This window comes from Ruegeria sp. YTSA072 (assembly GCF_059610285.1).
The window spans coordinates 15,330-40,850 of sequence record NZ_JBXWNI010000019.1 but is presented as its reverse complement, the minus strand read 5'-3'; the positions used below and the strand labels follow the sequence as shown (position 1 = coordinate 40,850).

Sequence of the window (25,521 nt, the reverse complement as noted above, 5' to 3'; positions counted from 1 at the left end):
ATCCGGAGAACAAAAATGGCACTGGATAGCCAAAACCTGGGGGATACCCCGGCGCAGAACACTGCTGCGCAAAAATTCTATTTCGCCGCCTGGCGGTGGCACTTTTATGCCGGGATCTTCGTTATCCCGTTCCTGATCATTCTGGCAGTAACCGGACTAATGATGATGTTCATCACTCAGTTCGATGGTCGCGACGGCGAAAAAATCGCCGTGGATGTCCACGGGCAAGCGTTACCGGCCTCGCAACAGGCCCTTATCGCCCTTGACGAGGTGCCTGGCACGGTTGCCGAGTGGATTGGTCCGAAAGCTGATAATCTGGCCACTGTGTTTCGCATCAAAACCGAAGAAGGTCAGCGTCTTGTCGCCGTCGATCCTTACGCCGGAGAGGTTCTGCAGGTCTGGGATCGTCGCGCCGGATGGTATGATCTGGCCGACAACATCCACTCGACCCTTCTGATTGGCACGACCGGAGACCGCATTATTGAAATCGCAGCGGGGCTGAGCCTGCTTTTGGTAATTACCGGTCTTTACATGTGGTGGCCGCGTGGAAACACCTTGGCCGCTTTTGTGCCCAATCTGCGCGCACGCGGCCGCGCATTGTGGCGGTCGCTGCACGCTGTGATTGGGTTTTGGATGTCCGGGCTATTGGTAGTCTTCCTGATCTCGGGCCTGTCCTAGGCGGGCGTCTGGGGCGGTATGATCGTTCAGCCATGGAGCAGCTTTCCAGCCGAAAAATGGGACAATGTCCCCCTGTCCGATGACATCCACGCCAGCATGAACCACGGCCACCAGAATGATGTCCCATGGGCGTTGGAACAAACGCCCATGCCCGCTTCTGGGTCCGAGGCCGGGATCGACGGTGTCCCACAAAGCACGCAGGTCGATATCGACGCGCTTGTGGCCCTTGGCACCGCTTTGGACATGACAGGCCGGTTCCGTGTGGCCTATCCCAACGGCGAGGACGGTGTCTGGACCCTGAACCGCGACAGCATGAGCAGCGACTCGACCGATCCGGTGAACGACCGCACTGTCCACGTGGACCAATTTACCGGCAAGATTCTGGCGGATGTCCGGTATGAAGATTACTCGTTGATGGGAAAATCCATGGCCATTGGGATCCCGTTTCACATGGGTCTGATGGGCATGTGGAACTTTGTCCTGAACCTGGTGTTCTGCCTGTCTGTCATCTTCGTCTGCGTCTCGGGCGTTGTGTTGTGGGTAAAGCGTCGTCCCCAACGGGCCGGACGTCTGGCCGCGCCGCCGATGCCAGCGGAACTGCCATTGTGGAAAGGGGCCGTCCTGATCGGCTTGTTCACCGCGATGGCGTTCCCGCTGGTGGGCCTCACCTTGCTGACCGTACTGGCCTTCGATTTGCTGCTGATCAGCAACATCCCGGCGATGAAACGCGCGATAAGCTGACACACAAACAGCCGCATCCGGGCAACCGGTGCGGCCCTATGCGCGATCCGGTCTTGGCAGAGCTGTACAAAGGCCCTAACACGGGTTCCCAGAGGGACTGCAGCCATGAAGACAAGAGACATGAACCGGGACTGGATCGCCACCGCCGCAACGCTGAACAGCGCACTGCCATACCTGCAACGCTACGACGGCGCTATTGTCGTCATTAAACTTGGCGGCCACGCCATGGGCAGTGACGAAGCCATGGAAAGCTTCGCCCGCGATGTCGTCCTGATGCGTCAGGTCGGGGTGAACCCGGTTGTCGTGCACGGCGGCGGTCCAATGATCAACGCGATGCTGGATAAGCTGGATATCCAGTCCGAATTCGTAAACGGCAAGCGTGTCACCGACAAAGCAACCGTTGAAGTAGTTGAGATGGTGCTGTCCGGCCTCGTGAACAAGCGCATCGTGCAGGCGATCAATGGCCAGGGCGGCTCGGCCGTGGGCTTGTCGGGCAAGGATGCGCAGTTGATGACTTGTGATCAGACCGATGAATCCCTGGGTTTTGTCGGAAGTCCCGCAGAGATGAACCCGAAAATCCTGCATGACCTGTTTGCCCATGATGTAATTCCTGTCATCGCCCCGCTGGGTGCGGGCCGGAACGGGGAAACCTTCAACGTCAATGGGGATACTGCCGCTGGTGCTATTGCATCCGCGCTAAAGGCGGATCGACTGCTGCTGTTGACCGATGTCTCGGGCGTCAAAAACGCAGCCGGGGACGTCGTGACCGAACTAAAGGCGGGTCAGATCCGCGAGATGACGCTGGACGGCACCATTGCGGGCGGCATGATACCCAAGACCGAAACGGCTCTGGACGCGCTGCACAGCGGGGTCCGTGCCGTGGTTATCCTTGACGGACGCGCGCCCAATGCCGTCTTGCTTGAACTTTATACGGAACACGGCGCAGGGTCGCTGATCCGACCGGACTGAGCCTTTGGCGGAGGAGACATGACCAAACGCCATCCCCCCTCCTCTGACCCGGCAGCGCTTAGCTATGCTGATATCGAAAAGGCTGCACAGGACGTTGGCCTGATCATCATGGGCGTGCTGCACCCTCGCGTTACAGACGCCAAGCAGTTGGAAGACGGCACGCTGATCCTGTTGGGTGCAGGGGGGGCTTTCTGGCCCGCCCTGAAATCCTCGCCTGAATGGCAAGGCAAGGACCCGGTCGACCGCTGGTCGTCGCGTGTGGTGGGGCAGATGGCACAGGACTTATCCGCAACAGCCTATTTTCCGTTTGGCGGCCCGCCCTATACGCCCTTTATCGACTGGGCATTGAAATCGGGACGCACGTTCAGCAGCCCGGTGGGCGCTTTGGTGCACGATGAGGTCGGCATGATGATCTCGTTCCGGGGTGCGTTGCATTTCATCAACGAAATTCCCATACCCGCTCCACCTGACGCGTCCCCCTGCACCACCTGCGCCGCCCCCTGCACCCAGACATGCCCTGTCGGCGCTCTGAACAGTCGGGATTTTTATGATGTGTCGACGTGCCATGGACACCTGTCCACTCCTGAAGGGCAAACCTGCATGACCGGCGGTTGTCTTGTGCGGCTGTCCTGTCCTCTCAGCTCGGGCGCCGCGCGTGATCCCGAACAATCTGCACATCACATGAGAGCGTTTCACCCGTCATGACCCGCACTCTGATCCTGACACGCCATGCGAAATCCAGTTGGGACAGTCCGGCCCTTGCCGATCATGATCGCCCGCTGAACAAGCGCGGGCGCAAGTCGGCCCCGGCGATTGCGACGTGGCTGCGTGAAAACGACTGGCTGCCGGATGAAGTTCTCAGCTCAAGTTCGGTCAGAACCCGCGAGACGTGGGAGAGGATGGGTCTGCAGGCAGATAGCGTTTGCTTTCACCGAACACTTTATCATGCGGACTCCGCAGATATGCTGCTTGAATTATCGGGCGCGACGAAACAAACCGTTTTGATGCTAGGGCACAATCCCGGCATTGCCGCTTTTGCCAACCAAATCGTTAAGCACCCACCGGATCACGCCCGGTTCTACGACTACCCGACCTGTGCAACGACTGTGATCCGCTTTGACATTGGGGATTGGTCCGACGTCCGGTGGCACAGCGGCGATGTGCAGGGGTTTGTTATTCCACGCGAGTTGCTGGAATAGAAAAAGGCGAGGCCAAAGCCCCGCCTTCTCCTGAATTGGTAACCGGGTTCAGTGACCCAGAATTTGGCTGAGGAACAGCTTGGTCCGCTCGCTCTGCGGGTTGTTGAAGAACTCTTCCGGTTCGTTCTGCTCCACGATCTGACCGGCATCCATAAAGATCACTCGGTTGGCAACCTGACGGGCAAAGCCCATCTCGTGCGTGACGCACAGCATGGTCATGCCTTCCTCGGCCAGCTCGATCATGGTGTCGAGCACCTCTTTGATCATCTCGGGGTCCAGCGCCGATGTCGGTTCATCGAACAACATGATCCGCGGCATCATGCAGAGCGAGCGGGCAATTGCCACACGCTGCTGCTGACCACCTGAAAGCTGACCGGGATACTTATCCGCCTGCTCGGGGATTTTCACCTTCTCCAGGAAGTGCATCGCGCGCTCTTCCGCCTCTTTCTTGGGCGTCTTGCGCACCCAGATCGGGGCCAGCGTGCAGTTCTCCAGAATGGTCAGATGCGGGAACAGGTTGAAGTGCTGGAACACCATGCCAACCTCGGACCGGATCTTGTCGATGTTCTTGAGGTCATTCGACAGCTCGGTCCCATCCACCATGATCGTGCCCTGCTGGTGTTCCTCCAGCGCGTTCAAGCAACGGATCAGTGTGGACTTTCCGGAACCGGAAGGCCCCGCGATCACGATCCGCTCGCCTTGATTGACGGTCAGATTGATGTCGCGCAGCACGTGGAAAGATCCGTACCACTTGTTCATGTTGTTGATTTCGATGGCGACCTCGTCGCTCACCTGCATCTTCGAGCGATCGATTTGACGGTCAATTGCAAGTTCAGACATATGTTGAACTCCTTAATGGTGGCCAGTCTGAAGCTTGCGCTCCAGATACATGGAGTAACGGGACATGGAGAAGCAGACGACGAAGAACAGCGCAGCGATAAACGCGAACAGTTCCCAGTAGATGCCGTTCCAGGCGGTGTCGGCGCGGATGGCAGATGCCAGTCCGATCACGTCGAACAATCCGATGATCGACACCAGTGTCGTATCTTTGAAGATCCCGATGAATGTGCTCACGATGCCCGGAATTGAGATTTTCAGGGCTTGCGGCATGATGATCAGTCGCTGTGCTTGCCAGTAGTTCAGGCCGAGACTGTCGGCACCTTCATACTGACCCCGTGGCAGGGCAGCCAGACCACCCCGGATCACCTCGGCCATATAGGCGGCTGAGAACAGGGTCATCATGATCATCACCCGCAGGATGATGTCAAAGTTGGTGCCCGGCGGCAGGAACAGGTTCAGCAGCAGCGAGGCCACGAACAACAGCGTGATCAGCGGCACACCGCGGATGAACTCGATAAAGCCCACGCACAGGTACTTGACGATCATCAGGTCGGACTGACGGCCCAGCGCCAGTACAATTCCGATCGGCAACGAGACACCAATGGCCACGACACCCAGCAGGATCGCCAGCATGAAGCCACCGAACTGGCGGCTTTGTACGGCTTCGATACCGATTGGCAGGATCGAGTCCAGGGCACCGACGAAATAGCTGGACAGAACCAGCCACCAGATAACCGACGCTGCGACGCCCGCAATCAAGCCAAACAGACCGCTCAGTTGTTTGCTGACAAGGGTGTAGGCACCCCAGCCGACAACAAACCCCAACGCTGCCGCGATCGGTCCCCAAATGGTGCCGCCCCACATCAGGAATGGCATCAGGAACGGATAGATCGCCGTGACGATCAGCATCTTGGACGGCACACGATCCGAGTACAGAACCGGGGCCAATGCGACCAACAGCAGGATCAGCGATACAATCGGACGCCAGTACAGGTGGCTCGGGTAGAACCCGAACAGCAACTGCAACCAGCGGTCATTGATCACCGCCCAGCAGGCATGGCCATGGGTTGAACCCCAAGTGGCAATCATGATCTCGCGGCATTCGTTCAGCGAGTTGGCGTTCCAGACAGACTGAAAGATCCATGGCAGAACGCCCGACAAAACGTACCAGATCGCGTAAAGCGAAACCAACGTCAGGATCGAGTTAAACCAGCCTGAGAACAGATTGTGCCTGATCCACCCGATTGCTCCGACTTCGGACGCTGGCGGGGCTTGTTCCGGCAACATTTCCGTGCGGACAAATGAAACATCACTCATATTACCGCTCCACCAGTTTGACACGGTTGTTGTACCAGTTCATCACCGCTGAAATGCTCAGCGAGATGGCCAGATAGACCAGCATCAGCAGCAGAACGCATTCCAGCTCGCGGCCGGTCTGGTTCATGGTGATGCCACCCAGGGTCCCCGTGATGTCCATGTATCCGACCGCAATCGCCAGTGACGAGTTCTTGGTCAGGTTCAGATAGTTCGAGATCATCGGCGGGATGATCACACGCAGCGCCTGAGGCAGGATAACCAGCCGCATGGTGCGACCCGGACGCAAGCCCAGCGCAGACGCAGCTTCGGTCTGTCCCTTGGAAATAGCCAGAATGCCGGCGCGTACGATCTCGGCGATGAAGGCCGCCGTATATAGCGACAAAGCCAGCCATAGCGCGATCAGAGAGTTGCGCATATGCGTGCCGCCTCTGAAATTGAATCCTTTCAATTCCGGGTATCCAAGGTGTAAGCCCAGTGCAGTCATCAGTATGATCATCGGGACGAACAGAATGCCCAGCTGGATATGCCAGATCTTAGGACGGTCGCCGGTTGATTCCTGTTTGGCGGCGGCCCAGGCGGACACTTTGCGCATGGTAAAGATGCTGCCACCCAGAACGACCAGAAACGCGACCAGATCCAGCGATATATCAAACCGAAGGCTTGATGTACCGAACAAGTGGATGTCACCCAAGCTACGCGAGAACAGAAACTCAGGGATGTAAACACCCCGATTGGTAACGGCGACAGTGTTGAACAGATCCATCGTTGCCGTTGGGTTATCACCTCGGAACGCATTGGGTGCCGGCAAGCCTTCGATCAAAATGGCCATGGCCAGAACGATCCAAAGCAGGACGGGCACGTTACGGAAAATCTCGACATAGAAGGTCATGATGCGCGCGACCAACCAGTTGTTCGACAGACGCAGCACGCCGACAAAAACGCCGACTATCGTCGCCGTGATACACCCGAGAACCGCAACGACAAGCGTGTTCAGCAAACCGATGAACGCGGCGCGAAGATGGCTGTCCTGTGAGGTGTATTCCAGCAATCGCTGGTTAATGTCATAACTTGCGGATTCTGCAAAAAAACCGAATTCGACCGGTTTTCCCAACCCTTCAAGGTTTTGAATGGTATTTGAGATGATCCAGGCTGCCAGAAGCATGAAACCGATTAATGCAATGACCTGAATGGTCGCTGATCGGTACCGCGTATCGTAAAGGAGCATGGACAGCCGGAACTGCTCCTTCGGCGGGTCAGTGAGAGTCGTCATGACCTATGTTTTTCCCCGTGCATCCCGTTTTTTGCCGGCGAAGTTGATCTTCGCTCAATCCATCCGGGAGTGTTTCTTATTTATGGAAAAAGGGCGCAGGTTGCCCCGCGCCCTTTCCCGTGGATTTTAGCGGAACGGCGGCGAATACAGCAGACCACCATCGGTCCACTGGGCATTCAGGCCGCGTGCAAGACCAATCGGAGTTTCTTCACCGATGTTCTTGGCAAACACTTCGCCGTAGTTACCACCCGCTTTGATGGCGTTTGCTGCCCAATCTGCGTTCAGACCCAGCATCTCGCCCAGAGTACCTTCGGTACCTAGCAGACGGTTCACTTCCGGATTGTCGGTGCCAGCGCTCAGCTCGTCGATGTTTGCCGAGGTCACGCCCAGCTCTTCAGCCGAAACCAGTGCGTTCAGAGTCCAGCGGACAACGTCGCCCCACTCGTGATCGCCATGACGGACCAGCGGGCCCAGCGGCTCTTTTGAGATGATTTCAGGCAGCAGGACGTGATCACCGGGGTTTTCAAACGTGGCGCGGGTTGCAGCCAGGCCCGATGCATCGGTGGTGTAAACGTCACATGCGCCAGCCAGATACTGCTGTTGCGCTTCGGCGTTGGTTTCGATCGGAACCGGCTCGTAGCTGATGTTGTTGGCACGGAAGAAATCGGCCAGGTTCAGCTCGGTGGTGGTGCCGGTTTGGATGCAGACGGTCGCGCCGTCCAGTTCCTTGGCCGAGCTTACGCCCAGCGCTTTCGGAACCATGAAACCCTGACCGTCATAGTAGTTGACGCCAGCAAATTCGAACTTCAGGTCGACATCGCGGCTGAAGGTCCATGTGGTGTTACGTGCCAGCATGTCGATCTCACCCGAAGCCAGCGCAGTGAAGCGCGTCTTACCGGTGGTCGGTACAAACTCAACAGCGCTGGAATCACCCAGAACGGCCGCGGCGACGGCACGGCAGACCGCGACGTCAAAACCTTGCCATTCGCCATTCGCGTCAGGCAGCGAAAAGCCGGCCAGTCCCGAGGACACGCCACAGTTCAGCTTGCCGCGCGCTTTGACGTCGTCAACAGTGCCCGCTGTCGCTGCCGCAGCAGCCAGACCGGCAACTGTGGCCACGCCCAAAATTACGGATTTTTTCATTTTTACCTCTTCCTGTTTACCCGCCCCTATTCCGGGACGGCTCTGTCCGGCACCTCTGGCACCAGAAAGGTTACTCCAAAGGTGTCTCCCCTTTAGTGGGCATGAGTTTGCTCGCATTCATAAACAAACGTCAAGGGTCGGATCAGGGAAAACGATGAGTCAACTCAGCGATGACCGGATCTGTGTCAAAAATTAATGCCCAATAGGCTCAGATAGAGATTTCAATGAACCGTTTGGCGTGTAGAAACGCAGCTTTTTTGATCTCGGCAACCGCGTGCGCCTCGTCATCGTGGCCCCATTGTTCGGTTTGCCAGGCTTCGTCGAGCCTTGAGATGTCCCAGATTTCGTCCGCCGCGCGCCAGTCCATGGCGGCGGCAAATCCCAGTACCAGTGAGCCGGACAGGCTGACCAGATCGTGAAAGGCGGCGAGCTGGAAGTCGTTGAATTCGTGTACGCGGCCTCGAAGTGTGCTGAGCGCTTCTGCAGACTGTGGCTGATGCAGCACACCAACCACAGGAACCAATCGCGCGGCTAGGGTTTCAGCTGCCCAATCCAGGGCCGGGTCCCACTGATCTGCCTGTCGCTGCTGCAACGTTTGCGGGTGTGTCGCCCGGTAACACAACAAATCCGAATCGCCGTAATCGGCCAGCATGTCCGCAACCTCGGCGTGCTGATGACGCACTTTGTCGATGGCCGCATTTGCAGACCGGGTAAACGGCATCAGGGTCGGATCAACCTCTTTTTTCTGCGCATCCCATTCTGCAGCAACCGCGTCGGCCATTGCCTGCGTCGGCAGGATCAATGCGGCCTTGGCCGGGGTCTTGACCCGGCGACCGTCCAATTCGACGGTGTATCCGTCTTCCGCTTGGACAACCGCGCAGGCGGTCCAAAATCGCTTGGGCTTCCAGTCACTCATGTCTTCAGGTCCAGATATTATCCAGCGCACGGGGCAACTGGCCAAAATTTTCAATTATACAGGCCGCGCCGTTCAGGGCTGATCGGTCATGATATCCCCAGGATACGCCGATGCCTGTTACTCCGGCAGCCCGCGCCATATCCATGTCGAACCGGGTATCGCCAATCATCACCGTATCCGCCGCATCAACGCCGGTTTCAGAACGGGCCGTGTCGATCATCGACGGATGCGGTTTCGAGGGGTGATGGTCCGCAACCTGCCGGGTCACGAAATAGCGCTCCAGGTCATGTGCTTCGATCAAGGCATCCAGACCGCGTTGGGATTTTCCGGTGGCCACACCCAGCAGCACCTCGGGGATGTCATGCAGGGTTTCGATTGCGTCCCGCGCACCGGGGTAGAGCGGCGAGTTTGCAGCCCCCTGCTCCAAACGATTTGCGTGATAGGCCTGTTTGTAGCCCTCGACAAGGTTGTGTTGAACCGTTTCGCTCTGCTCGGGCACAAGCCGGGCCATTGCATTGGGCAAGGACAGACCGACGATGGACAAAATCGCCTTGCGGTCGGGGACCGTCAGGGACAGGGCCCCAAAACTGGCGGTCATCGCCGCGACAATGCTGCCCTGGCTGTCGACAAGGGTTCCGTCCACATCAAAAAGCACCAAACGCAAGGGTGCGCTCATTGCAGTTCCTCGAACGGATCTTCCGCGGCCAGATCTTCGGTCCAGCCGAACGTGTCCCAGCTGTGTTTCATATGCTCAGGCAAGGGCGCCTTAACGGTAATGGTCTTGCGCGTGACCGGATGCTGGAAAGAAGCCTGCCGCGCGTGCAAATGCAGTTTTTTGCTAATAATCCCGCCCAATTGCGCGCCCCAGCCATCGCCCAAGTTTTCTTGCCCCGAGCCACCGTATTTCCCATCCCCGACAATTGGATGGCCAATTGCCGCCATATGCGCCCGCAACTGGTGTGTGCGCCCGGTAATCGGCTCCATCGCCACCCACGAGGCGCGGCCCGCGACCCGATAAAGCGTTGAATAGAGCGTATGCGCTCGTTTCGCACCGGGGGTTTCATCAATTTCATTTAGATGCACGGGTATCATCTTTTCACCTTCGCCGTGCTTGCCGTGACCGGGGGCCTTTACCAACCCGGTCTTGATTTCACCCAGATATGGCGTCGGCACACCTGCCACAAGCGCCCAGTAAATCTTGCGGGTGTCGCGGTGACGAAAAGCAGCCGTCAGCCCTTTAGCCGCCTCGCGGGTGCGGGCCAACAACAGTACACCCGATGTGTCCTTGTCCAAGCGGTGCACGAGGCGCGGATTTTCGTCATAGCCAAAGCGCAACGCCTCGGACAGGCCGTCCACGTGGCGGGTCTGGCCGCTGCCGCCCTGCACTGGAAGACCTTGTGGCTTGTTCAGGGCCAGAACATGATCGTCGCGATAGATCACGCAAGACTGGATCATCTTGGCGTCGGCATCCGAGATGCCACGTTTGACCGCGACCGGTTTGTGATCGGCATCCGGCAACGGCGGCACACGTACAACCTGCCCGACCTCAAGCCGGGTGGAGGCTTTGACCCGCCCGCCTTCCACGCGCACCTCACCTTTGCGGCACATCTTTTCGATGCGGCCGTGGCTGACATGCGGGAACAGGCGGCGCAGCCAGCGGTCCAATCGCTGGTCGCCGTCACCCTCTGCTACGGTGATCATCTGTACGCCGCTCATGCCGATATCCTCTGCGTCGCGCGGATTATCCGCCCGCCAAACAAGTGTGTAAGTGCCCTAGAAAACATGCGCGTCTGTGCCGTGCAAAAGGCCAAGAGTCAAGCCGGTCAAATGCCCGGGAAACGCAGGCGCCTGCGTTGTCTCGGCGTCGGATCACCTCTTGCTCTCTTGCGCATTCGTTCTTCAGCGTATCACGCAACGGTGTTCTACTCGTTCCTCTGTGCCCGCAGCTTGGCAAAGTAATCCAGACGCTTCTTCAACTCACGCTCGAACCCACGCTCCACGGGCTTATACAATTCCGGTCGCTTCATGCCGTCAGGGAAATAGTTTTGTCCGGAGAAGCCATCTTCGGCGTCATGGTCATAGGCATAGCCCGTGCCATAGCCCTGATCTTTCATCAACGATGTCGGCGCGTTCAGGATGTGTTTTGGCGGGGGTTCGCTGCCTGACTGCTTGGCCAATCGCATCGCCGCCTTGTACCCGACATAGGCACCGTTCGATTTCGGGGCCAACGCCAGATAAACCAGCGCCTGCGCTATGGCCAATTCACCTTCGGGGCTACCCAATCGTTCATAGGTTTCCCACGCGTGCAGGCAAATCGTCTGCGCCTGCGGATCGGCGAGACCAATGTCTTCGACCGCCATCCGCGTGATCCGCCGCGCCAGATAGCGCGGATCCTCCCCACCCGTCAGCATCCGCGCAAACCAGTAAAGCGCCGCATCCGGGTCAGATCCGCGCACTGACTTATGCAGTGCCGAGATCAAATTGTAATGCTCGTCCCCGGATTTGTCGTATTTGGCCGCGCGGCGCATCAATCTTTTCGACAACGCATCAGGGTCCAGCGGTGCATCCACCTTCCAAGCCGCAACCTGTTCGATCAGATTCAACAGAGCGCGCCCGTCGCCATCCGCCATCTCTTGCAGAGCTTCGCGGGCATTGCCCGTCAGCGGCAGGGCGCGGTCCAGCTCTTTCTCTGCGCGCTGTGTCAGACGTTCAAGGTCGGCGAGGCTGAGCCGTTCAAGGACCAGAACCTGTGCTCGGCTAAGCACAGCGGCGTTCAGTTCAAAGGACGGGTTCTCGGTCGTGGCCCCGACCAGCAGGATCGTCCCATCCTCCATGTGCGGCAGGAACCCGTCCTGCTGCGCTTTGTTGAAGCGGTGAATCTCATCGACAAACAGCAACGTACCCTGCCCGTTCTGCCGACGGATCTTGGCCGCCTCAAACACTTTCTTCAGGTCCGGCACGCCAGTAAAAATCGCACTGATCTGAACGAAATGCAGATCGGTTTCCTGCGCCAGCAAGCGTGCAATGGTGGTTTTCCCAACACCCGGCGGGCCCCAAAAAACCAAACTGGACAGACTGCCCGAGGCCAGCATGACCCCCAGCGGAGCATCCGGGCCCAGTACCTGCTGCTGTCCGATGACCTCGGCCAACGACTGCGGGCGCAGCCGGTCCGCCAACGGGCGGTGCGGGGATGGTGCAGGCTCGCTCGCCCCGGTATCGAACAGGTCGCTCATGGAGTTACAGCCGGAACCGCAGAGATACGGCCCGTCCGCCCCGCAGAACATCCAAATTCAATCTGCGCCCCGGATCGCTCATCGCATCCACCACGTCCACAGGATGTCGGACTTCCGTTCCGTTGATGCTTAGGACCACGTCACCCGCGCGCAATCCGGATCGTCCACCGTACCGGCCTGCATCCACAATCACCACGCCAGTTTGCGACAGCAAAAGCCCCATTTGGGTAATGATCGCCGGGTTGATGCGCGACACCTTCAGGCCCGGCATCACGGTGTCATCGTTCAGAACGGTCTCATCAGCCGGTGGAGTTTCCGGGGCCTTGATCAAGGCAACCTCGATATCCGCACTGTCCTGACCCCGCAGACGGGTCAGCACCGAAGTGCCACCGACGCCGGCGACGGACATGCGGAACTTCATCTCGGCTGGGGAATTCACCTCATCGCCATCCACATGGGTCACCACGTCTCCCACGCGCAGCCCTGCCTCACCCAGCGGACTCAGGGTGTGCAGGTCCGAGATCACAACACCCATAGGGAATACCAACCCCAGAGATTCAGCGATATCTGCGCTCATGTGCTGACCAGCGACCCCGGCCCAAGGGCTGATGAAACTGTCATTCCCAGCCTTGGCCTGGCGCAGAAATTCGGCAACCAGATTGGCCGGGATCGCGAACCCGATGCCGTTGGAGCCGCCGGATCGCGTCAGGATTGAGGTGTTAATCCCGATCAGATCACCATTCACGTCGATCAGCGCTCCGCCGGAGTTGCCCGGATTGATAGCGGCATCGGTTTGAATAAAGTACCCACGCGCGTTGCCGGTGGCCGTCCCGGTCCGCGCCAATCCGGAGATGATCCCGGAAGATACGGTTTGTCCCACACCAAAAGGGTTACCGATCGCAAGTGCCAGTTCCCCTACCTCGATCTGGTCGGAATCGCGGAAGTTCAGATGCGGTAAGTCCTTGGCGTCTTCCAACCGCAGGATGGCAATATCGCTTTCCTTGTCGCCCAGCACCACTTGCGCTGAAAATTCGCGTCGATCGGTTGTAACCACGCGGATTTCGGTAGCCGTGCCAACAACGTGGTAGTTCGACACCACATAGCCGTCCGCAGACAGAATGACGCCAGAGCCCAGCGAATTCTGAACCCGTGGGCGCGGTTCGGCAAACCCCCTGCCAAAGAACTCCTCAAAAAATGGGTCCGAGAAAAACGGATTGGCCCCGCCCTGCCTTACGATCTTGGCATAAATATTGACGACTGCGGGTGAGGCCTGTTTCACCACCGGGGCGAAACCAAGGCTGATTTCGGCCTGCGATGTTGGCACCTTTGTTTCAGCATTTGCTGACACTGCAAGTGTCGCCAGCATCAGAGAACAGAGAACTTTCCGCATGATCCATCCGTCGGTTAATCGCCTATCGGATATGCGTCTACACGTGCCGTAATGCAAGCATCCGTTCTGCGCGTTGGAGGCCTCAATCCAACGGAGCGTGCAGCCGCGTGCCTTCCGTGATGATCCCCCCGCGCTTGCCCACCTCGATGGTGCCGTAACGTTGCCTGAAAACTTCGGGCAATTCGCGATCTCCTTCCGGCGACAGCCAAAGCCTCAGCAAATGGCGGCGCTCTACCGGGTCAGGCCAGTCCACGAACCCGGTCCGGTCGTGCAGTTGCGAATGGTTGTACACGAACTGCATGTCGCCCGGTTGCAACCGCATAGAAAGACAGAGGTCGGGATCATTCGCCAGCTCATCAAATCGGTCCAGCGCCTTAATGTGATCCGGTGTCAGCCGCATCGCTTCAGGAAATCGTTGCGCACTGTCGATATACTGCCTTTGGTAGAACACCGTCAGCTTACCATCGTGCCAGGAGAACGGCGGGATCGACATAAAAGGTTCCATCCCGTCCGGCACTTCCCCTCGTCTGTCGGTCGCTATTGGGTCAAACAACCGTTCCAGCAATTCCGGGCATTCTGACCGCATCCTATTAAAGATCGTCTCGGCACTGACCAGCAGCGAATCTCCGCCCTCCTTAGCCTCGCGCAGGCACAGCAGGCCGACGATATCGGCGCTGTCGGTGTGAAATGTCTGGCGCTCATGCGTTTGATAGATCCGAGTATTCGGATCGTTCGCATCTGCCCCGATGTCGCGCACATGCCCCAGAATGTGTCCTTGCGCGTTCTGTGACCGGGCCGAGCCCAGATGAGCACCGACACCGCAGAAAATCGTGGCTGCGACCTGTTGCGTATAATTCTGCACCGGAAGGCCACGGATCACTTCGAAACCGATCCCGTTGATCAGCTTCTCTCGCAGGCTTGCCAGATGCCGGTCAAACCGCTTTAGGGGGAAAGCGGGCTTTGTGATCTCACCGATATCTCTTTCGAGGCTCAGGTAGTGACGGGCAGCTTGTTCAAGATCCTCGATGTCGTCCGCCGTCAGATCAATGATCCATTCACTCCGACGCGCACGCATGTCCCGACCGGTCCACACAGACGGCCCCGTGAGTTCGTTCGGTAATTTAGTTGGGATTGCCATCATCCGTCCTCCACGCTCATCGTGCTGCATGATCCGTGAGGTTCGGGGATTCATCAACGGATATCGCCGAAAATGCCCTAACCGCGACACCAAGGGACCAAAAAGAAAAAAACCCCGCGTCAGAAACGCGGGGCATTGAATTCAGAAAGCCGGGCTTTCTTATTCTTCGTCTGCGGCCTCTTCGGCGGCAACGCGGGCTTTGTCAGCCGCGCCTTTGGCGTCCAGATCACGATCAACGAATTCGATGATCGCCATTGGGGCCATGTCGCCATAGCGGAAGCCTGCTTTCAGGATACGGACATAACCGCCCTGACGCTCGGCGTAGCGGGGGCCCAGGATTTCGAACAGCTTTGCGACGTCTTTGTCTTCTTTCAGCTGCGATGCGGCCTGACGGCGGGCGTGCAGGTCGCCGCGCTTGCCAAGAGTGACCAGCTTTTCGATGATCGGGCGTAGTTCTTTTGCCTTGGGCAGAGTTGTTTTGATCTGCTCATGTTCGATGAGCGAGCCAGCCATGTTTGCAAACAGAGCCTTACGGTGCTCATGAGTACGGTTCAGGCGGCGGTAACCACGTGCGTGACGCATTTTCTAGTTCCTTCTTCAGCGTTTTGCTTTGTCTGGCCGGCGATGCGTGTCACCGGCTCTCCTTGGGGCGGATGTGCCCATTTTGTCCCCGGAAACCCGGGCATTTGGGAAGACGCGTTTAGAACGCGTCTTCGAATTTCTTTGCCAGATCTTCGATGTTGTCGGGCGGCCAGTCCTCGACATCCATGCCGAGGTGCAGACCCATGCCGGACAGCACTTCCTTGATCTCGTTCAGCGACTTGCGGCCGAAGTTCGGGGTGCGCAGCATCTCGGCTTCGGTTTTTTGGATCAGGTCGCCGATATAAACGATGTTGTCGTTCTTCAGGCAGTTTGCCGAACGGACCGACAGTTCCAGCTCGTCTACTTTTTTCAGCAGCAGCGGGTTGAACTCCAGACCATCGTCTTCGTCCTGGCGACCAGCCGCTTCGGGCTCGTCGAAGTTGACGAAGATCGACAGCTGGTCCTGCAGGATGCGTGCGGCAAAAGCCAGCGCGTCTTCCGGCGTGATCGAACCATCAGTTTCGATCTTCAGGGTCAGCTTGTCATAGTCCAGAACCTGACCTTCACGGGTTGGCTGAACGTCGTAGGCAACCTTTTTGACCGGCGAATAGATCGCGTCGATCGGGATCAGACCGATTGGCGCGTCTTCCGGCTTGTTCTTCTCAGCCGAAACATAGCCCTTACCGGTGTTGACGGTCAGTTCCATGAACAGGTCGGCGCCATCGTCCAGGTGACAGATGACGTGATCGCGGTTCAGAACCTCGATACCAGCGCTTTCGCTGATGTCACCGGCGGTAACAACTGCAGGGCCTTTGGCATTGATCGACAGGCGCTTGGGGCCTTCGACTTCCATACGCAGGGCAACCTGCTTGAGGTTCAGGATGATGTCAGTGACGTCTTCGCGAACGCCAGCGACGCTCGAGAACTCGTGCAATACGTTGTCGATCTGGACGCTGGTGATGGCCGCACCTTGCAGCGAGCTCATCAGGACGCGGCGTAGCGCGTTGCCCAAGGTCAGACCAAAGCCACGCTCCAGCGGTTCAGCAACCAAGGTAGCCTGACGCGCGGGGTCGTTGCCCGGCTTGCCATCCAGCTGTGTCGGCTTGATCAATTCAGCCCAATTCTTATGGATCATGTAATCCCTCCATTCCTGTCCGCGCCCCATGACCAACAAGGTGCAGACGCCCGAGGTTCAAAATGACGTGCTGGGGCCGCGTGAAAACACAGCCCCAGCTCAATTCAAAATCGCTTAGACGCGGCGGCGCTTCGGCGGGCGGCAACCGTTGTGAGCAATCGGTGTCACGTCACGGATCGACGTGATGTTGAAGCCCACAGCAGCCAGCGCGCGCAGAGCCGATTCACGACCAGAGCCGGGGCCCTGAACTTCGACTTCCAGCGTCTTGACACCGTGATCCTGCGCCTTCTTGCCTGCATCTTCTGCAGCCATCTGAGCGGCGTAAGGTGTCGATTTACGCGAACCTTTGAAACCCATGGTCCCGGCCGACGACCATGCAATGGCGTTGCCTTGCACGTCCGAGATCAGGATCTTGGTGTTGTTGAAGGTCGAATTCACGTGGGCGACGCCCGATGCGATATTCTTGCGCTCTTTTTTCTTGGTACGAGTCTTTTCGCGTGCCATCAGTCAGACCCTCCTTATTTCTTCTTACCAGCAATGGCCTTTGCGGGGCCTTTGCGGGTACGAGCATTGGTATGGGTACGCTGACCGCGAACGGGCAGGTTACGACGGTGACGCAGACCGCGGTAGCAGCCCAGGTCCATCAGGCGCTTGACGTTCATCTGAACTTCGCGGCGCAGGTCACCTTCAACGGTGAAGTTTGCGTCGATATGTTCACGGATGGCCAGAACTTCGGCGTCGGACAGTTCATTGACGCGACGGGTCGCGTCGATGCCTACGGCTTCGCAGATCGCTTTGGCCGAGGTGTTTCCGATACCGGTGATATATGTGAGGGCGATAGGTACCCGCTTTGCAGTCGGGATGTTTACGCCGGCAATACGTGCCACGTGTCACTTTCCTTTTTTGTTGCGGTTCCGTAGCTCCGGAACCTTTTTTCACAACACTCGATCTTGGCAGTGACGCCAGAGGATCCAGTATTATACGAGGTGGTCGGGGCATCCGGGAACGAATCCCGCATGCGGTCGTGATTCCCGTTAGGGATGGGGGTCGATATGGGCTTTTCCCGCTCAGGTCAAGGGCAGAAATGGATCAGCCGTTTCCGACGCCGACGCCACCATCCAAAACCTGCGAAATCTCGCTTTGAACAGCGTCAATTTCACCCAGGCCGTCAACCCAGGACAGGTTGCCCTTGGCATAGTAATAGCCGATCAGCATCGAGGTCTTTTTGTAGTACTCCATCAGACGGGTCTTGAGGCTCTCCTCATTATCGTCTGCGCGACGTTTGAAGTCGTTCTCTTTGCCGCAGTTGGTGCATTTTCTGTCCGCCGGGATTGGCTTGGTGACGTCATTGTAGACCTCGCCGCAGCCACCACAGGTCGAGCGTGCGGTGATCCGTTCGACCAGCGCGTCATCGTTGACTTCCATCGCGATGACCGCGTCCAGCGTTTCGCCGGTGCTGTTCAGCAGATCTCCCAACGCGTCAGCCTGCGCCAGCGTGCGCGGGAAACCGTCGAAGATGAAACCGCCCTTGGCACCCTGTTCCATTTTTTCACGGATCAGGCCGATGACGATCTCGTCGGTTACCAACTCACCCTTGGCCATCACCTCGGCCACGCGGTTGCCCATTTCGGTCCCGCTGTCCTTGGCTTCTCGTAGCATGTCACCGGTGCTCAGTTGCACCATACCACGCGTTTCAACCAGATGACGCGCTTGCGTTCCTTTGCCCGCACCCGGCGGGCCCAATAAAATGATGTTCATCGACGAGCGGGTCCCTTCCTGCCGCGTTTCTTGCTTTTACCGCGCAGCTGGGACTTTTCGATAAGCCCTTCGTATTGATGCGCCAGCAAATGGCTCTGCACCTGCTGGATCGTGTCCATGGTCACAGAGACGATAATCAGAACCGAGGTGCCGCCGAAGTAGAACGGGATGGCGAATTGGTTCCGCAGAATTTCAGGCAGCAAACATACCAACGCCAGATAGGCCGAACCCAGAACCAGAACGCGGTTCACCACGTATTCAAGATACTCGGCGGTTTTCTTGCCGGGGCGAATGCCAGGCACAAAACCATTCTGCTTTTTCAGGTTGTCCGCAACATCATCCGGTTTGAACGAGACATTGAACGTGTAGAAATAGGCGAAGAACACGATCATCGACGCGAAGAACAGCAGATACAGCGGCTGGCCGGGGCCAAAGTTGGCCAGCAGCCACGACATGACCGGGCCGTTCGTGGCACCCGACGAGAAGGTCGAGATCGTCACCGGCAGCAACAGCAACGAGCTGGCAAAGATCGCCGGGATAACACCCGCCGGGTTCACTTTGACCGGCAGGTGGCTGGAGCCGCCCTCGTATACCTTCATACCGGCCTGACGGCGCGGGTATTGAATGTGGATCTTACGCAGCGCGCGTTCCATGAACACCACGAAGGTAATGACCACGATAACCATGACGATCACACCGATGATCACGGCGGGGCTGATTGCACCCGAGCGACCGGACGCAAAGAACTGCGCCAGAGCAGCCGGAACCTCGGCAATGATGCCGACGAAGATGATCAGAGAAATACCGTTGCCGATGCCGCGCGCGGTGATCTGTTCACCCAGCCACATCAGGAACATCGTACCGCCAACCAGAGTAATCATGGTCGACATGCGGAAGAAAAGCCCAGGATCGGTGGCCAGATCGCCCGATTCCAGCGAAACCGCCAGACCATAGGCCTGAACAGTGGCCAGGGCCACGGTGCCGAAACGGGTGTACTGGTTGATTTTCTTGCGCCCCTGCTCGCCCTCTTTCTTGAGCTGTTCGAGCGCGGGAACCATGGATGTCAGCAGTTGCACGATGATCGAGGCTGAAATGTAAGGCATGATGCCGAGGGCAAAGATACCCATCCGCCCCAGCGCCCCGCCGGTGAACATCGAAACCATGCCGCCGATGCCCTGCCCCGCTTGCTCCATGAACTCGCGCAGTGCTTGTCCGTCAATCCCCGGCACCGGAATGAAGGTGCCCAGACGATAGACGATCAGCAATGCAAGCGTGAACAGGATGCGGTTGCGCAGATCGGTGGCTTTACCAAGGGCAGACCAGCTTGTGTTGGCTGCCATTTGTTCTGCTGCTGATACCATAAATCGGTCTCTCTTATGAAAACACCGCCCGGAACCGTTTTCCGGCTCGGGCGGCGTCTTGGAAAACTCTGAGGTCTATGTAAGCGGGTCTTGGCCCGCTCACAAGCGCTTACTCTGCCGCAGCAGCTTTTGTGACCGTAAGTGAGCCGCCCGCTTTCTCAACTGCTTCTACAGCAGCCTTCGAAGCACCGGTAACTTCCAGGTTCAATTTGGCGCTGATTTCGCCCTTGGCCAGCACGCGGATACCGTCCAGCTTGCGACGAACCAGACCGGAGGCAACCAGCGCATCCTCGGTGATCGCAGCTTTGGCGTCCAGCTTGCCGGCGTCGACGAATTTCTGGATCAGGCCCAGGTTGATAACGGCGAATGCCTTGCGGTTCGGCTTGTTGAAGCCACGCTTGGGCAGACGCTGGTACAAAGGCATCTGGCCGCCTTCATAACCATTGATGGCCACACCCGAACGGGATTTCTGGCCTTTGATACCACGGCCACCCATTTTACCTTTGCCGGAACCCGGACCACGGCCAACGCGGGTGCGTTTCGGTGTGGCGCCAGGATTGTCGCGCAATTCGTTCAGTTTCATTTCGCTTCTCCTAAGCCGGAAATGACCCGCGAAGCGTGATGGGTCAGACACGGCATTTCTTGGTTTTGATTCGTATGGCGCAAAGCCACCGCAGGCGTATAGGACTGTTGGGACAAGTTGGCAAGCCCGCAGCCCCTATACGTCATTCGTCAGACACGTCGGCAAGGTCTTCCGTTGCGGCTTTTTTCTGCAAGGGCGCTGCGTGCGGGTCGATCCCATGCTTTTCGACCAGCCGGCCAACCATGCTTTCCGGATGTGGGATTCCGTTGAACCGATTGAGTATGAACGAACGCATGCGACGGCCATAAAAATGGATCGACATGGTGTTCTCGGTAAGGAACCGCTCGGCATTTCCGTTGGATCGTACCATTGCCCGCCGATCCCTGTAGGTTACAGGGTACAAAACGTCTTGGGGCTGGGAAAAACGAGCCTCGTTATTTTCCCTCAATAGCCAGGTCAGGGCGCGTGGGCCCCAAATACCCCACGGCATATCACTTGCATGCGGCGTTTCACCAACCAAAGCCATGTCAATAAGAGGTCGGCGTTGCTTGGGCGACAGCCAATGCGGAATGCGATAGGGGTGATTGGTGTAGTCGATCAAATCATACAGCGTTGCGCTGTCCGCAGGCAAAGCCAACACTCCACCGTTGATTTCATGTGCTGCCAGCCAGCCATGCAAATGACCGTTTTCAGTTGTAAAGGGTTTGACGCAATACGCGTCGGTATCGGCCCAGATTATGTCCGGCACTTTCGCCAACATCTGGACGCGAAACTTGTCGGAATGCAGAGCGGGACTGCCCGTGCGCTTGTGTAGGATCACCTCATCATCTGCCAGTACTTCCCGCGCGTCACGCACTTCGACACCCTCCGGGATGTTTGTGACCGGCCCGTAAGTATAAAGGCGGACATGTTGGCCGACATCCAGAAAGGACTTGATGCACAACTGCTCGAGAAAGCTAAGTGGGCCTTCAATCCAAAGCATGCCAACCTGATACTCTTTCACCGGCTCCGGCCCTTCGTGTTGTTCCTGGTTACGGCGCCGACAGGTGCCCTATCGCGTATTTGGCCCATTTCCTGCTAGGTCGCAACGGTTGGGGCGAAATTCCTGTCGACTGTGCCAAGAGCACCCCGGAATCAAAAGAGACGCCCTCAGGCGTCTCTTGATCAGGTTGTCGGTAAGGTCACGAACAATAAACGTGGTCCCGAGCGATGTCCTTTATATCGCAGCGGCGAACACCGATGTCGTCCAGTTCACGATCTGTCAGACTCTGCAATTCTGAATAAGTCTGATCATACTGAGCACGCAGGGCATTTGCCTCTTTGACGCGCTCGAAAAAGTTCGCGATGCGGGCGCTCAGGCCAAAGCCGTCGCGGGAATATGTAGCTGTGTGAGCCATGATGTATTTCCTTTCTCTGCCCGGGGCGAATTCCCCGGAAACTGTTTGCGTTCCTTGTTTGGACAGGGCTGAGATAGGCTCGGGCGATATCGCTAACAACCGAAGTTTCGGTCTAGCCGTTATGCATCTGTTGAATAGCTGAGCAGCAGGTCGCGCAGCTGTGAGACCAATTGCATGGGAGTAAGCGGCTGCTACTGGTGCAGCTACTTTCCCGCGCGTCTTCTGCGGGCAGTCATCGCCCGGCCGTCGCGTATACTCAACGCCATCAAAGTGAGGTTAGTGGCACCAGCGAGCAACTCAACGACCTGCACAGCGTAGAAACTGATATCAAAGGACCCAGCGCTCGCTTTTGCGTTCAGAAAGATTGCAGCGGGAACAAGGATCAACAGACCGTTCATCGCGATGATCGGCATTCGCTTCTTCTTGGCTAGCGCCGGTGCGTCCTTGCGTCGACGCCCAAGGGACATGCCGGATGCACCCACGATCACCATCGCGGGCACAAGGATAAACAGCCCACTGACGATCATGGACTTTACGGCCGCGACAGTCGCATGGGTCGCAAACAATTCGCTGTACAAAGTGGATGTCCAGAACATGAATATTGTCAGGAATCCTATTGTACCGGCGATGGGGTGAATTGATTTTATCATGTGCCTACTCCGCTTTTGGCATCAGGCGACGCGGTGGTTTTCGACTGTGAGTTTTCTTAGAAGATGTGGACGCGCCACGGCGCTTTCGGGATAGTCTGCAATTCGACGCTGGAACTCTGGGTGGGTGAAGGCGTCGCGAAAGCTTTTGACGTCCTGCCAGATCGCATAGTTCACGAAGGTCGAACTGCCAGCGATCCCCTGATGAAGCTGGGTCGAGATATATCCCGGCTGGGATTTCATGAAGTCCGCATCATGTGCCCAGGCCTTCAACAGTGCCTCTTCGTCTTTCGCGTCCACCGTAAACACGTTGATCAGCACTACAGGGCCTTCCTCGGCCTGCATCTGATCAGCCAATGTGACGACCTCATCCATCTCTTCGATATGAGCCATTTCGATTCCTTTTTTTCATTTGTATAGCTTGCTATATATTACTGCATAGCTTGCTATATATTATTGCATAGCTTGCTATTCAAGTGTAAATCTCACGCATGGATTTCGAAAAAGAGAACTCGGCGGGATATCTGGTCAATCACATGGCGCGATTGTTCGCGAAAGAGCTGCAGCACCACATTGCGCCTTTGGGCATCGTTGTTGGACAGTTCCCAGTCTTACTGGAGCTTTGGCTCAAAGACGGGGTCACCCAAAAGGATCTGCTGGCCAAGATTGACGTCGAACAAGCGACCCTGGCCAACACGCTCAACCGTATGGAGCGCGACGGCTTGATCAAAAGAACGAAAAACCCCGCTGACGCCAGGGCTCAGTTGATCTGGTTAACCGAAAAGGCCGCCGCGCTTAGAAACAGCGCCTATGAGTCGGCCCAGAACGTGAATTCCCAAGCCTTGCAAGTTCTGACTGAGCCTGAGCGGGCGCAGTTCATGGACTATATGCGGCGGGTAATAAGCGGAATACGTACAAGTTGAACTAAAACCACATCGGGTGAGGCGACAGCCAACACTGCCCTTAAACAAAAAAAACGCCCCCGAACTGATCGGAGGCGTTTCTAGCTCTTAGAAGCAAGGCGCTTAGCCGCGCTCTTCGATGATCTCAACCAGATGCGGGATCTTGTTGACCATGCCGCGGACCGAGGGGGTATCCTCAAGCTCGCGGGTTTTGTGCATCTTGTTCAGGCCCAAGCCGATCAGAGTTGCGCGCTGTTCAGCGGGGCGACGGATCGGGGAACCGATTTGCTTGACGACGATGGTTTTTGCCATGGGTCGCTCTCCTTATGCTTCTGCTTCAGCAGCAGCTGGTGCTTCGTCCCGCTTGGGCAGGATGTCAGCAACCTTTTTGCCACGACGCTGGGCAACCGAACGCGGGCTCTGCTCTTTCTGCAGGCCGTTGATGGTGGCGCGGATCATGTTGTACGGGTTCTGCGAGCCCAGCGACTTGGACACAACGTCCTTTACGCCCAGCATTTCGAACACGGCACGCATCGGACCACCGGCGATGATACCGGTACCTTCAGGTGCGCTGCGCATAACCACTTTACCGGCGCCATGACGGCCTTCGATGTCGTGGTGCAGGGTACGACCTTCGCGCAGTTGCACGCGAATCATCTGACGCTTGGCTTGTTCAGTCGCTTTGCGGATGGCTTCAGGTACTTCTTTCGCTTTACCTTTGCCAAAGCCTACGCGGCCTTTCTGATCGCCTACGACCACCAGAGCAGCGAAGCCAAAGCGCTTACCACCTTTTACGGTTTTCGATACGCGGTTGATCGCAACCAGACGATCTGCGAATTCCGGAGTTTCGTCGCGGTCACGTCCACGGCCCCGGCGGTTATCACGTTCTGCCATTTTGGCATCCCTTTTCTTTGGTGACGCTTGCGGCGTCGTTTGTTCAATCCAAGTGGGCCCCGGCATTGCCAAGGCCCCCGGATCATCGGGGCGGATCGAAACCCGCCCGCAAGTCTTAGATCTTCAGACCACCTTCACGCGCAGCGTCGGCGACAGCCTTCACTTTGCCGTGGAACAGGAAGCCGCCACGATCGAAATAGGCCTCTTCGACGCCTGCCTTCTTGGCACGCTCGGCGATGGCCGCGCCCACTTTGGTGGCCGCTTCGACGTTGTTCTTGCCAACAACACCCAGATCTTTTTCCAGGGTCGAGGCCGAAGCAAGGGTCACGCCACGTACGTCGTCGATCAACTGAACAGAGATGTTCTTGTTCGAACGGTGCACGGACAAACGCGGACGACCCGCGTTGACCTTGCGAAGTTTGTTCCGAACGCGCAGGCGGCGCTTCAGAAACAGGGTTCTTTTGCTGTTTGCCATTGTTTGCGTCCTTACTTCTTCTTGCCTTCTTTGCGGAAGATGAACTCGCCCTTATAGCGGATGCCTTTGCCCTTATAGGGCTCGGGACGGCGCCATTCACGGATTTTCGCCGCGACTTCGCCCACCTGCTGCTGGTCGTTACCTTCCACAATGATCACGGTCTGCTTCGGCGCGGTGATGGTGACACCTTCCGGAGCGACGAAATCAACGTCATGGCTGTAGCCCAGGTTCAGCTTCAGGGTGTTGCCCTGCATCTGAGCCCGGTAACCAACACCCTGGATCTCCAGCTCTTTCTTGAAGCCTTCGGTCACACCGGTCACCAGGTTTGCGACCATTGTGCGGCTCATGCCCCACTGCTGGCGCGCGCGCTTGGACATACCGCGAGGGTTGATCTGAACCACGTTATCTTCGACCGACAGCGTAACGTCGTCGGTCGCAGTGAAGCTGCGGGCGCCTTTTGGGCCTTTGACTTCGATTGTCTGGCCGGAAACCGAGGCAGTTACGCCGCTGGGCAATTCGACCGGACGTTTACCAATACGAGACATTGACAGACCTCCTTAGAAGACGGTGCAGAGCACTTCGCCACCAACATTGTTGGAGCGTGCGTTCTGGTCCGACATCACACCTTTCGGAGTGCTGACAATCGACACACCCAGACCCTGACGGACCTGCGGGATGTCATTGACGCCCATGTATACGCGACGACCGGGCTTAGAGACCCGCTTCAGTTCGCGAATGACAGGGGTGCCTTCGTAGTATTTCAGGCTGATTTCGATGGCCGGATGACCGTTTTCACCGGTCGTCGCTTCGTAGCCACGGATGTAACCTTCGTCCGCCAGCACGTCCAGAACCCAACCACGCAGCTTGGAAGCCGGGGTGGAAACGGTGGACTTGCCACGCATTTGCGCGTTGCGGATACGGGTGAGCATATCGCCGATAGGATCGTTCATATC

At 57.5% G+C, this 25,521-nt stretch carries 30 protein-coding genes and 1 pseudogene; 5 read left to right on the top strand and 26 right to left on the bottom strand.

All coding sequences use genetic code 11. From position 1 onward, the window contains the following. The first annotated feature begins 15 nt into the window (after positions 1-15). The 4 genes and pseudogenes from AC2FIB_RS20850 (at position 16) to AC2FIB_RS20835 (ending at position 3,587) form a co-directional block, all read left to right on the top strand. Positions 16-1,419 (top strand): annotated as a pseudogene (locus AC2FIB_RS20850) (PepSY-associated TM helix domain-containing protein). A 105-nt stretch (positions 1,420-1,524) separates the two neighbouring features. Next, positions 1,525-2,388: an acetylglutamate kinase gene (gene argB, locus AC2FIB_RS20845; RefSeq protein ID WP_058272395.1), complete on the top strand. Its 864-nt coding sequence runs from the start codon at positions 1,525-1,527 to the stop codon at positions 2,386-2,388. Positions 2,389-2,406: 18 nt separating this feature from the next. Then, positions 2,407-3,093 (top strand): ferredoxin, encoded by a 687-nt coding sequence (locus AC2FIB_RS20840; RefSeq protein ID WP_496737509.1) that lies wholly within the window; start codon positions 2,407-2,409, stop codon positions 3,091-3,093. Continuing rightward, positions 3,090-3,587, top strand: a complete 498-nt coding sequence (locus AC2FIB_RS20835; RefSeq protein WP_496737508.1) for a SixA phosphatase family protein — start codon at positions 3,090-3,092, stop codon at positions 3,585-3,587. Before AC2FIB_RS20840 ends, AC2FIB_RS20835 begins: the two co-directional genes overlap by 4 nt. Positions 3,588-3,635: 48 nt before the next feature. Here the strand turns inward: AC2FIB_RS20835 and AC2FIB_RS20830 are convergent, their stop codons facing one another. From AC2FIB_RS20830 to AC2FIB_RS20730, 21 genes are all read right to left on the bottom strand, one after another. Then, a complete protein-coding gene (locus AC2FIB_RS20830; protein ID WP_058272392.1) occupies positions 3,636-4,427 on the bottom strand; it encodes an amino acid ABC transporter ATP-binding protein in 792 nt (263 codons plus the stop codon). A gap of 12 nt (positions 4,428-4,439) precedes the next feature. Next, positions 4,440-5,744, bottom strand: coding sequence for an amino acid ABC transporter permease (locus AC2FIB_RS20825; RefSeq protein ID WP_282171066.1), 1,305 nt, complete (start codon positions 5,742-5,744; stop codon positions 4,440-4,442). A 1-nt stretch (position 5,745) separates the two neighbouring features. Continuing rightward, positions 5,746-7,014 carry an amino acid ABC transporter permease gene (locus AC2FIB_RS20820; protein ID WP_282120551.1) on the bottom strand — a complete coding sequence of 423 codons (1,269 nt, stop codon included), beginning with the start codon at positions 7,012-7,014 and terminating at the stop codon, positions 5,746-5,748. A gap of 126 nt (positions 7,015-7,140) precedes the next feature. Next, positions 7,141-8,157 carry an amino acid ABC transporter substrate-binding protein gene (locus AC2FIB_RS20815; RefSeq protein WP_282153884.1) on the bottom strand — a complete coding sequence of 339 codons (1,017 nt, stop codon included), beginning with the start codon at positions 8,155-8,157 and terminating at the stop codon, positions 7,141-7,143. 208 nt (positions 8,158-8,365) lie between these two features. Further along, entirely contained in the window at positions 8,366-9,073 is a 708-nt protein-coding gene (locus AC2FIB_RS20810) for an ATP12 family chaperone protein (RefSeq protein ID WP_496737506.1), read from the bottom strand. Positions 9,074-9,077: 4 nt separating this feature from the next. Further along, a complete protein-coding gene (locus tag AC2FIB_RS20805) occupies positions 9,078-9,749 on the bottom strand; it encodes an HAD-IA family hydrolase (protein WP_496737504.1) in 672 nt (223 codons plus the stop codon). Then, positions 9,746-10,789, bottom strand: a complete 1,044-nt coding sequence (locus AC2FIB_RS20800; protein ID WP_496737502.1) for an RluA family pseudouridine synthase — start codon at positions 10,787-10,789, stop codon at positions 9,746-9,748. Before AC2FIB_RS20800 ends, AC2FIB_RS20805 begins: the two co-directional genes overlap by 4 nt. A gap of 206 nt (positions 10,790-10,995) precedes the next feature. Further along, a complete protein-coding gene (locus tag AC2FIB_RS20795) occupies positions 10,996-12,306 on the bottom strand; it encodes a replication-associated recombination protein A (protein WP_496737501.1) in 1,311 nt (436 codons plus the stop codon). Between the two features lie 4 nt (positions 12,307-12,310). Then, the gene (locus AC2FIB_RS20790; protein WP_496737535.1) at positions 12,311-13,699 is read right to left on the bottom strand and encodes a trypsin-like peptidase domain-containing protein; all 1,389 of its coding nucleotides are present in this window, start codon (positions 13,697-13,699) and stop codon (positions 12,311-12,313) included. Between the two features lie 79 nt (positions 13,700-13,778). Continuing rightward, positions 13,779-14,834, bottom strand: coding sequence for a TauD/TfdA family dioxygenase (locus AC2FIB_RS20785; protein ID WP_496737499.1), 1,056 nt, complete (start codon positions 14,832-14,834; stop codon positions 13,779-13,781). A 159-nt stretch (positions 14,835-14,993) separates the two neighbouring features. Further along, positions 14,994-15,416 (bottom strand): 50S ribosomal protein L17, encoded by a 423-nt coding sequence (gene rplQ / locus AC2FIB_RS20780; RefSeq protein ID WP_058272384.1) that lies wholly within the window; start codon positions 15,414-15,416, stop codon positions 14,994-14,996. A gap of 118 nt (positions 15,417-15,534) precedes the next feature. Beyond that, on the bottom strand, positions 15,535-16,551 hold the full coding sequence (locus tag AC2FIB_RS20775) for a DNA-directed RNA polymerase subunit alpha (protein WP_058272456.1): 1,017 nt from the start codon (positions 16,549-16,551) through the stop codon (positions 15,535-15,537). A gap of 114 nt (positions 16,552-16,665) precedes the next feature. Next, positions 16,666-17,055: a 30S ribosomal protein S11 gene (gene rpsK, locus AC2FIB_RS20770; protein ID WP_037311698.1), complete on the bottom strand. Its 390-nt coding sequence runs from the start codon at positions 17,053-17,055 to the stop codon at positions 16,666-16,668. Positions 17,056-17,069: 14 nt separating this feature from the next. Next, on the bottom strand, positions 17,070-17,438 hold the full coding sequence (rpsM, locus tag AC2FIB_RS20765; RefSeq protein ID WP_058272383.1) for a 30S ribosomal protein S13: 369 nt from the start codon (positions 17,436-17,438) through the stop codon (positions 17,070-17,072). 202 nt (positions 17,439-17,640) lie between these two features. Next, positions 17,641-18,309 carry an adenylate kinase gene (locus AC2FIB_RS20760; protein WP_496842677.1) on the bottom strand — a complete coding sequence of 223 codons (669 nt, stop codon included), beginning with the start codon at positions 18,307-18,309 and terminating at the stop codon, positions 17,641-17,643. Next, complete coding sequence (secY, locus tag AC2FIB_RS20755) at positions 18,306-19,670, bottom strand: preprotein translocase subunit SecY (protein ID WP_058276180.1); 1,365 nt, start codon at positions 19,668-19,670, stop codon at positions 18,306-18,308. The genes AC2FIB_RS20760 and secY overlap by 4 nt, the downstream gene beginning before the upstream one ends. 109 nt (positions 19,671-19,779) lie before the next feature. Continuing rightward, the gene (gene rplO, locus AC2FIB_RS20750; RefSeq protein WP_058272380.1) at positions 19,780-20,253 is read right to left on the bottom strand and encodes a 50S ribosomal protein L15; all 474 of its coding nucleotides are present in this window, start codon (positions 20,251-20,253) and stop codon (positions 19,780-19,782) included. A gap of 142 nt (positions 20,254-20,395) precedes the next feature. Continuing rightward, positions 20,396-21,256: a hypothetical protein gene (locus tag AC2FIB_RS20745; RefSeq protein WP_496737496.1), complete on the bottom strand. Its 861-nt coding sequence runs from the start codon at positions 21,254-21,256 to the stop codon at positions 20,396-20,398. Positions 21,257-21,434: 178 nt separating this feature from the next. Then, positions 21,435-21,650: a DUF1127 domain-containing protein gene (locus AC2FIB_RS20740; protein ID WP_108861242.1), complete on the bottom strand. Its 216-nt coding sequence runs from the start codon at positions 21,648-21,650 to the stop codon at positions 21,435-21,437. A gap of 203 nt (positions 21,651-21,853) precedes the next feature. Beyond that, on the bottom strand, positions 21,854-22,300 hold the full coding sequence (locus AC2FIB_RS20735) for a hypothetical protein (protein ID WP_496737494.1): 447 nt from the start codon (positions 22,298-22,300) through the stop codon (positions 21,854-21,856). A gap of 21 nt (positions 22,301-22,321) precedes the next feature. Further along, complete coding sequence (locus tag AC2FIB_RS20730) at positions 22,322-22,690, bottom strand: antibiotic biosynthesis monooxygenase family protein (protein ID WP_496737492.1); 369 nt, start codon at positions 22,688-22,690, stop codon at positions 22,322-22,324. A 98-nt stretch (positions 22,691-22,788) separates the two neighbouring features. Here AC2FIB_RS20730 and AC2FIB_RS20725 point away from each other — a divergent pair, with 98 nt between their 5' ends. After that, positions 22,789-23,220, top strand: coding sequence for a MarR family winged helix-turn-helix transcriptional regulator (locus AC2FIB_RS20725; protein WP_496737490.1), 432 nt, complete (start codon positions 22,789-22,791; stop codon positions 23,218-23,220). A gap of 102 nt (positions 23,221-23,322) precedes the next feature. On the opposite strand, the gene rpmD is transcribed toward AC2FIB_RS20725, so the two are convergent. The 5 genes from rpmD to rpsH all read right to left on the bottom strand — a co-directional run bounded on the left by rpmD (position 23,323) and on the right by rpsH (position 25,518). Then, entirely contained in the window at positions 23,323-23,511 is a 189-nt protein-coding gene (gene rpmD / locus AC2FIB_RS20720; RefSeq protein ID WP_008757946.1) for a 50S ribosomal protein L30, read from the bottom strand. A gap of 12 nt (positions 23,512-23,523) precedes the next feature. Further along, on the bottom strand, positions 23,524-24,093 hold the full coding sequence (rpsE, locus tag AC2FIB_RS20715) for a 30S ribosomal protein S5 (RefSeq protein ID WP_058272455.1): 570 nt from the start codon (positions 24,091-24,093) through the stop codon (positions 23,524-23,526). 115 nt (positions 24,094-24,208) lie between these two features. Further along, on the bottom strand, positions 24,209-24,568 hold the full coding sequence (gene rplR / locus AC2FIB_RS20710; RefSeq protein ID WP_010437103.1) for a 50S ribosomal protein L18: 360 nt from the start codon (positions 24,566-24,568) through the stop codon (positions 24,209-24,211). Positions 24,569-24,579: 11 nt separating this feature from the next. Beyond that, a complete protein-coding gene (gene rplF / locus AC2FIB_RS20705) occupies positions 24,580-25,113 on the bottom strand; it encodes a 50S ribosomal protein L6 (RefSeq protein ID WP_058272374.1) in 534 nt (177 codons plus the stop codon). 12 nt (positions 25,114-25,125) lie between these two features. After that, on the bottom strand, positions 25,126-25,518 hold the full coding sequence (gene rpsH / locus AC2FIB_RS20700) for a 30S ribosomal protein S8 (protein WP_008757119.1): 393 nt from the start codon (positions 25,516-25,518) through the stop codon (positions 25,126-25,128). Between the last annotated feature and the right edge of the window lie 3 nt (positions 25,519-25,521).

Excerpts from the sequence above, each read along its gene's own strand:
- argB (WP_058272395.1), top strand. The coding sequence starts at position 1,525 with ATGAAGACAAGAGACATGAACCGGGACTGGATCGCCACCGCCGCAACG.
- AC2FIB_RS20840 (WP_496737509.1), top strand. The coding sequence starts at position 2,407 with ATGACCAAACGCCATCCCCCCTCCTCTGACCCGGCAGCGCTTAGCTAT.
- AC2FIB_RS20835 (WP_496737508.1), top strand. The coding sequence starts at position 3,090 with ATGACCCGCACTCTGATCCTGACACGCCATGCGAAATCCAGTTGGGAC.
- AC2FIB_RS20830 (WP_058272392.1), bottom strand. The coding sequence starts at position 4,427 with ATGTCTGAACTTGCAATTGACCGTCAAATCGATCGCTCGAAGATGCAG.
- AC2FIB_RS20825 (WP_282171066.1), bottom strand. The coding sequence starts at position 5,744 with ATGAGTGATGTTTCATTTGTCCGCACGGAAATGTTGCCGGAACAAGCC.
- AC2FIB_RS20820 (WP_282120551.1), bottom strand. The coding sequence starts at position 7,014 with ATGACGACTCTCACTGACCCGCCGAAGGAGCAGTTCCGGCTGTCCATG.
- AC2FIB_RS20815 (WP_282153884.1), bottom strand. The coding sequence starts at position 8,157 with ATGAAAAAATCCGTAATTTTGGGCGTGGCCACAGTTGCCGGTCTGGCT.
- AC2FIB_RS20810 (WP_496737506.1), bottom strand. The coding sequence starts at position 9,073 with ATGAGTGACTGGAAGCCCAAGCGATTTTGGACCGCCTGCGCGGTTGTC.
- AC2FIB_RS20805 (WP_496737504.1), bottom strand. The coding sequence starts at position 9,749 with ATGAGCGCACCCTTGCGTTTGGTGCTTTTTGATGTGGACGGAACCCTT.
- AC2FIB_RS20800 (WP_496737502.1), bottom strand. The coding sequence starts at position 10,789 with ATGAGCGGCGTACAGATGATCACCGTAGCAGAGGGTGACGGCGACCAG.
- AC2FIB_RS20795 (WP_496737501.1), bottom strand. The coding sequence starts at position 12,306 with ATGAGCGACCTGTTCGATACCGGGGCGAGCGAGCCTGCACCATCCCCG.
- AC2FIB_RS20785 (WP_496737499.1), bottom strand. The coding sequence starts at position 14,834 with ATGGCAATCCCAACTAAATTACCGAACGAACTCACGGGGCCGTCTGTG.
- rplQ (WP_058272384.1), bottom strand. The coding sequence starts at position 15,416 with ATGCGTCACGCACGTGGTTACCGCCGCCTGAACCGTACTCATGAGCAC.
- AC2FIB_RS20775 (WP_058272456.1), bottom strand. The coding sequence starts at position 16,551 with ATGATCCATAAGAATTGGGCTGAATTGATCAAGCCGACACAGCTGGAT.
- rpsK (WP_037311698.1), bottom strand. The coding sequence starts at position 17,055 with ATGGCACGCGAAAAGACTCGTACCAAGAAAAAAGAGCGCAAGAATATC.
- AC2FIB_RS20760 (WP_496842677.1), bottom strand. The coding sequence starts at position 18,309 with ATGAACATCATTTTATTGGGCCCGCCGGGTGCGGGCAAAGGAACGCAA.
- secY (WP_058276180.1), bottom strand. The coding sequence starts at position 19,670 with ATGGTATCAGCAGCAGAACAAATGGCAGCCAACACAAGCTGGTCTGCC.
- rplO (WP_058272380.1), bottom strand. The coding sequence starts at position 20,253 with ATGAAACTGAACGAATTGCGCGACAATCCTGGCGCCACACCGAAACGC.
- AC2FIB_RS20740 (WP_108861242.1), bottom strand. The coding sequence starts at position 21,650 with ATGGCTCACACAGCTACATATTCCCGCGACGGCTTTGGCCTGAGCGCC.
- AC2FIB_RS20735 (WP_496737494.1), bottom strand. The coding sequence starts at position 22,300 with ATGATAAAATCAATTCACCCCATCGCCGGTACAATAGGATTCCTGACA.
- AC2FIB_RS20730 (WP_496737492.1), bottom strand. The coding sequence starts at position 22,690 with ATGGCTCATATCGAAGAGATGGATGAGGTCGTCACATTGGCTGATCAG.
- AC2FIB_RS20725 (WP_496737490.1), top strand. The coding sequence starts at position 22,789 with ATGGATTTCGAAAAAGAGAACTCGGCGGGATATCTGGTCAATCACATG.
- rpmD (WP_008757946.1), bottom strand. The coding sequence starts at position 23,511 with ATGGCAAAAACCATCGTCGTCAAGCAAATCGGTTCCCCGATCCGTCGC.
- rpsE (WP_058272455.1), bottom strand. The coding sequence starts at position 24,093 with ATGGCAGAACGTGATAACCGCCGGGGCCGTGGACGTGACCGCGACGAA.
- rplR (WP_010437103.1), bottom strand. The coding sequence starts at position 24,568 with ATGGCAAACAGCAAAAGAACCCTGTTTCTGAAGCGCCGCCTGCGCGTT.
- rplF (WP_058272374.1), bottom strand. The coding sequence starts at position 25,113 with ATGTCTCGTATTGGTAAACGTCCGGTCGAATTGCCCAGCGGCGTAACT.
- rpsH (WP_008757119.1), bottom strand. The coding sequence starts at position 25,518 with ATGAACGATCCTATCGGCGATATGCTCACCCGTATCCGCAACGCGCAA.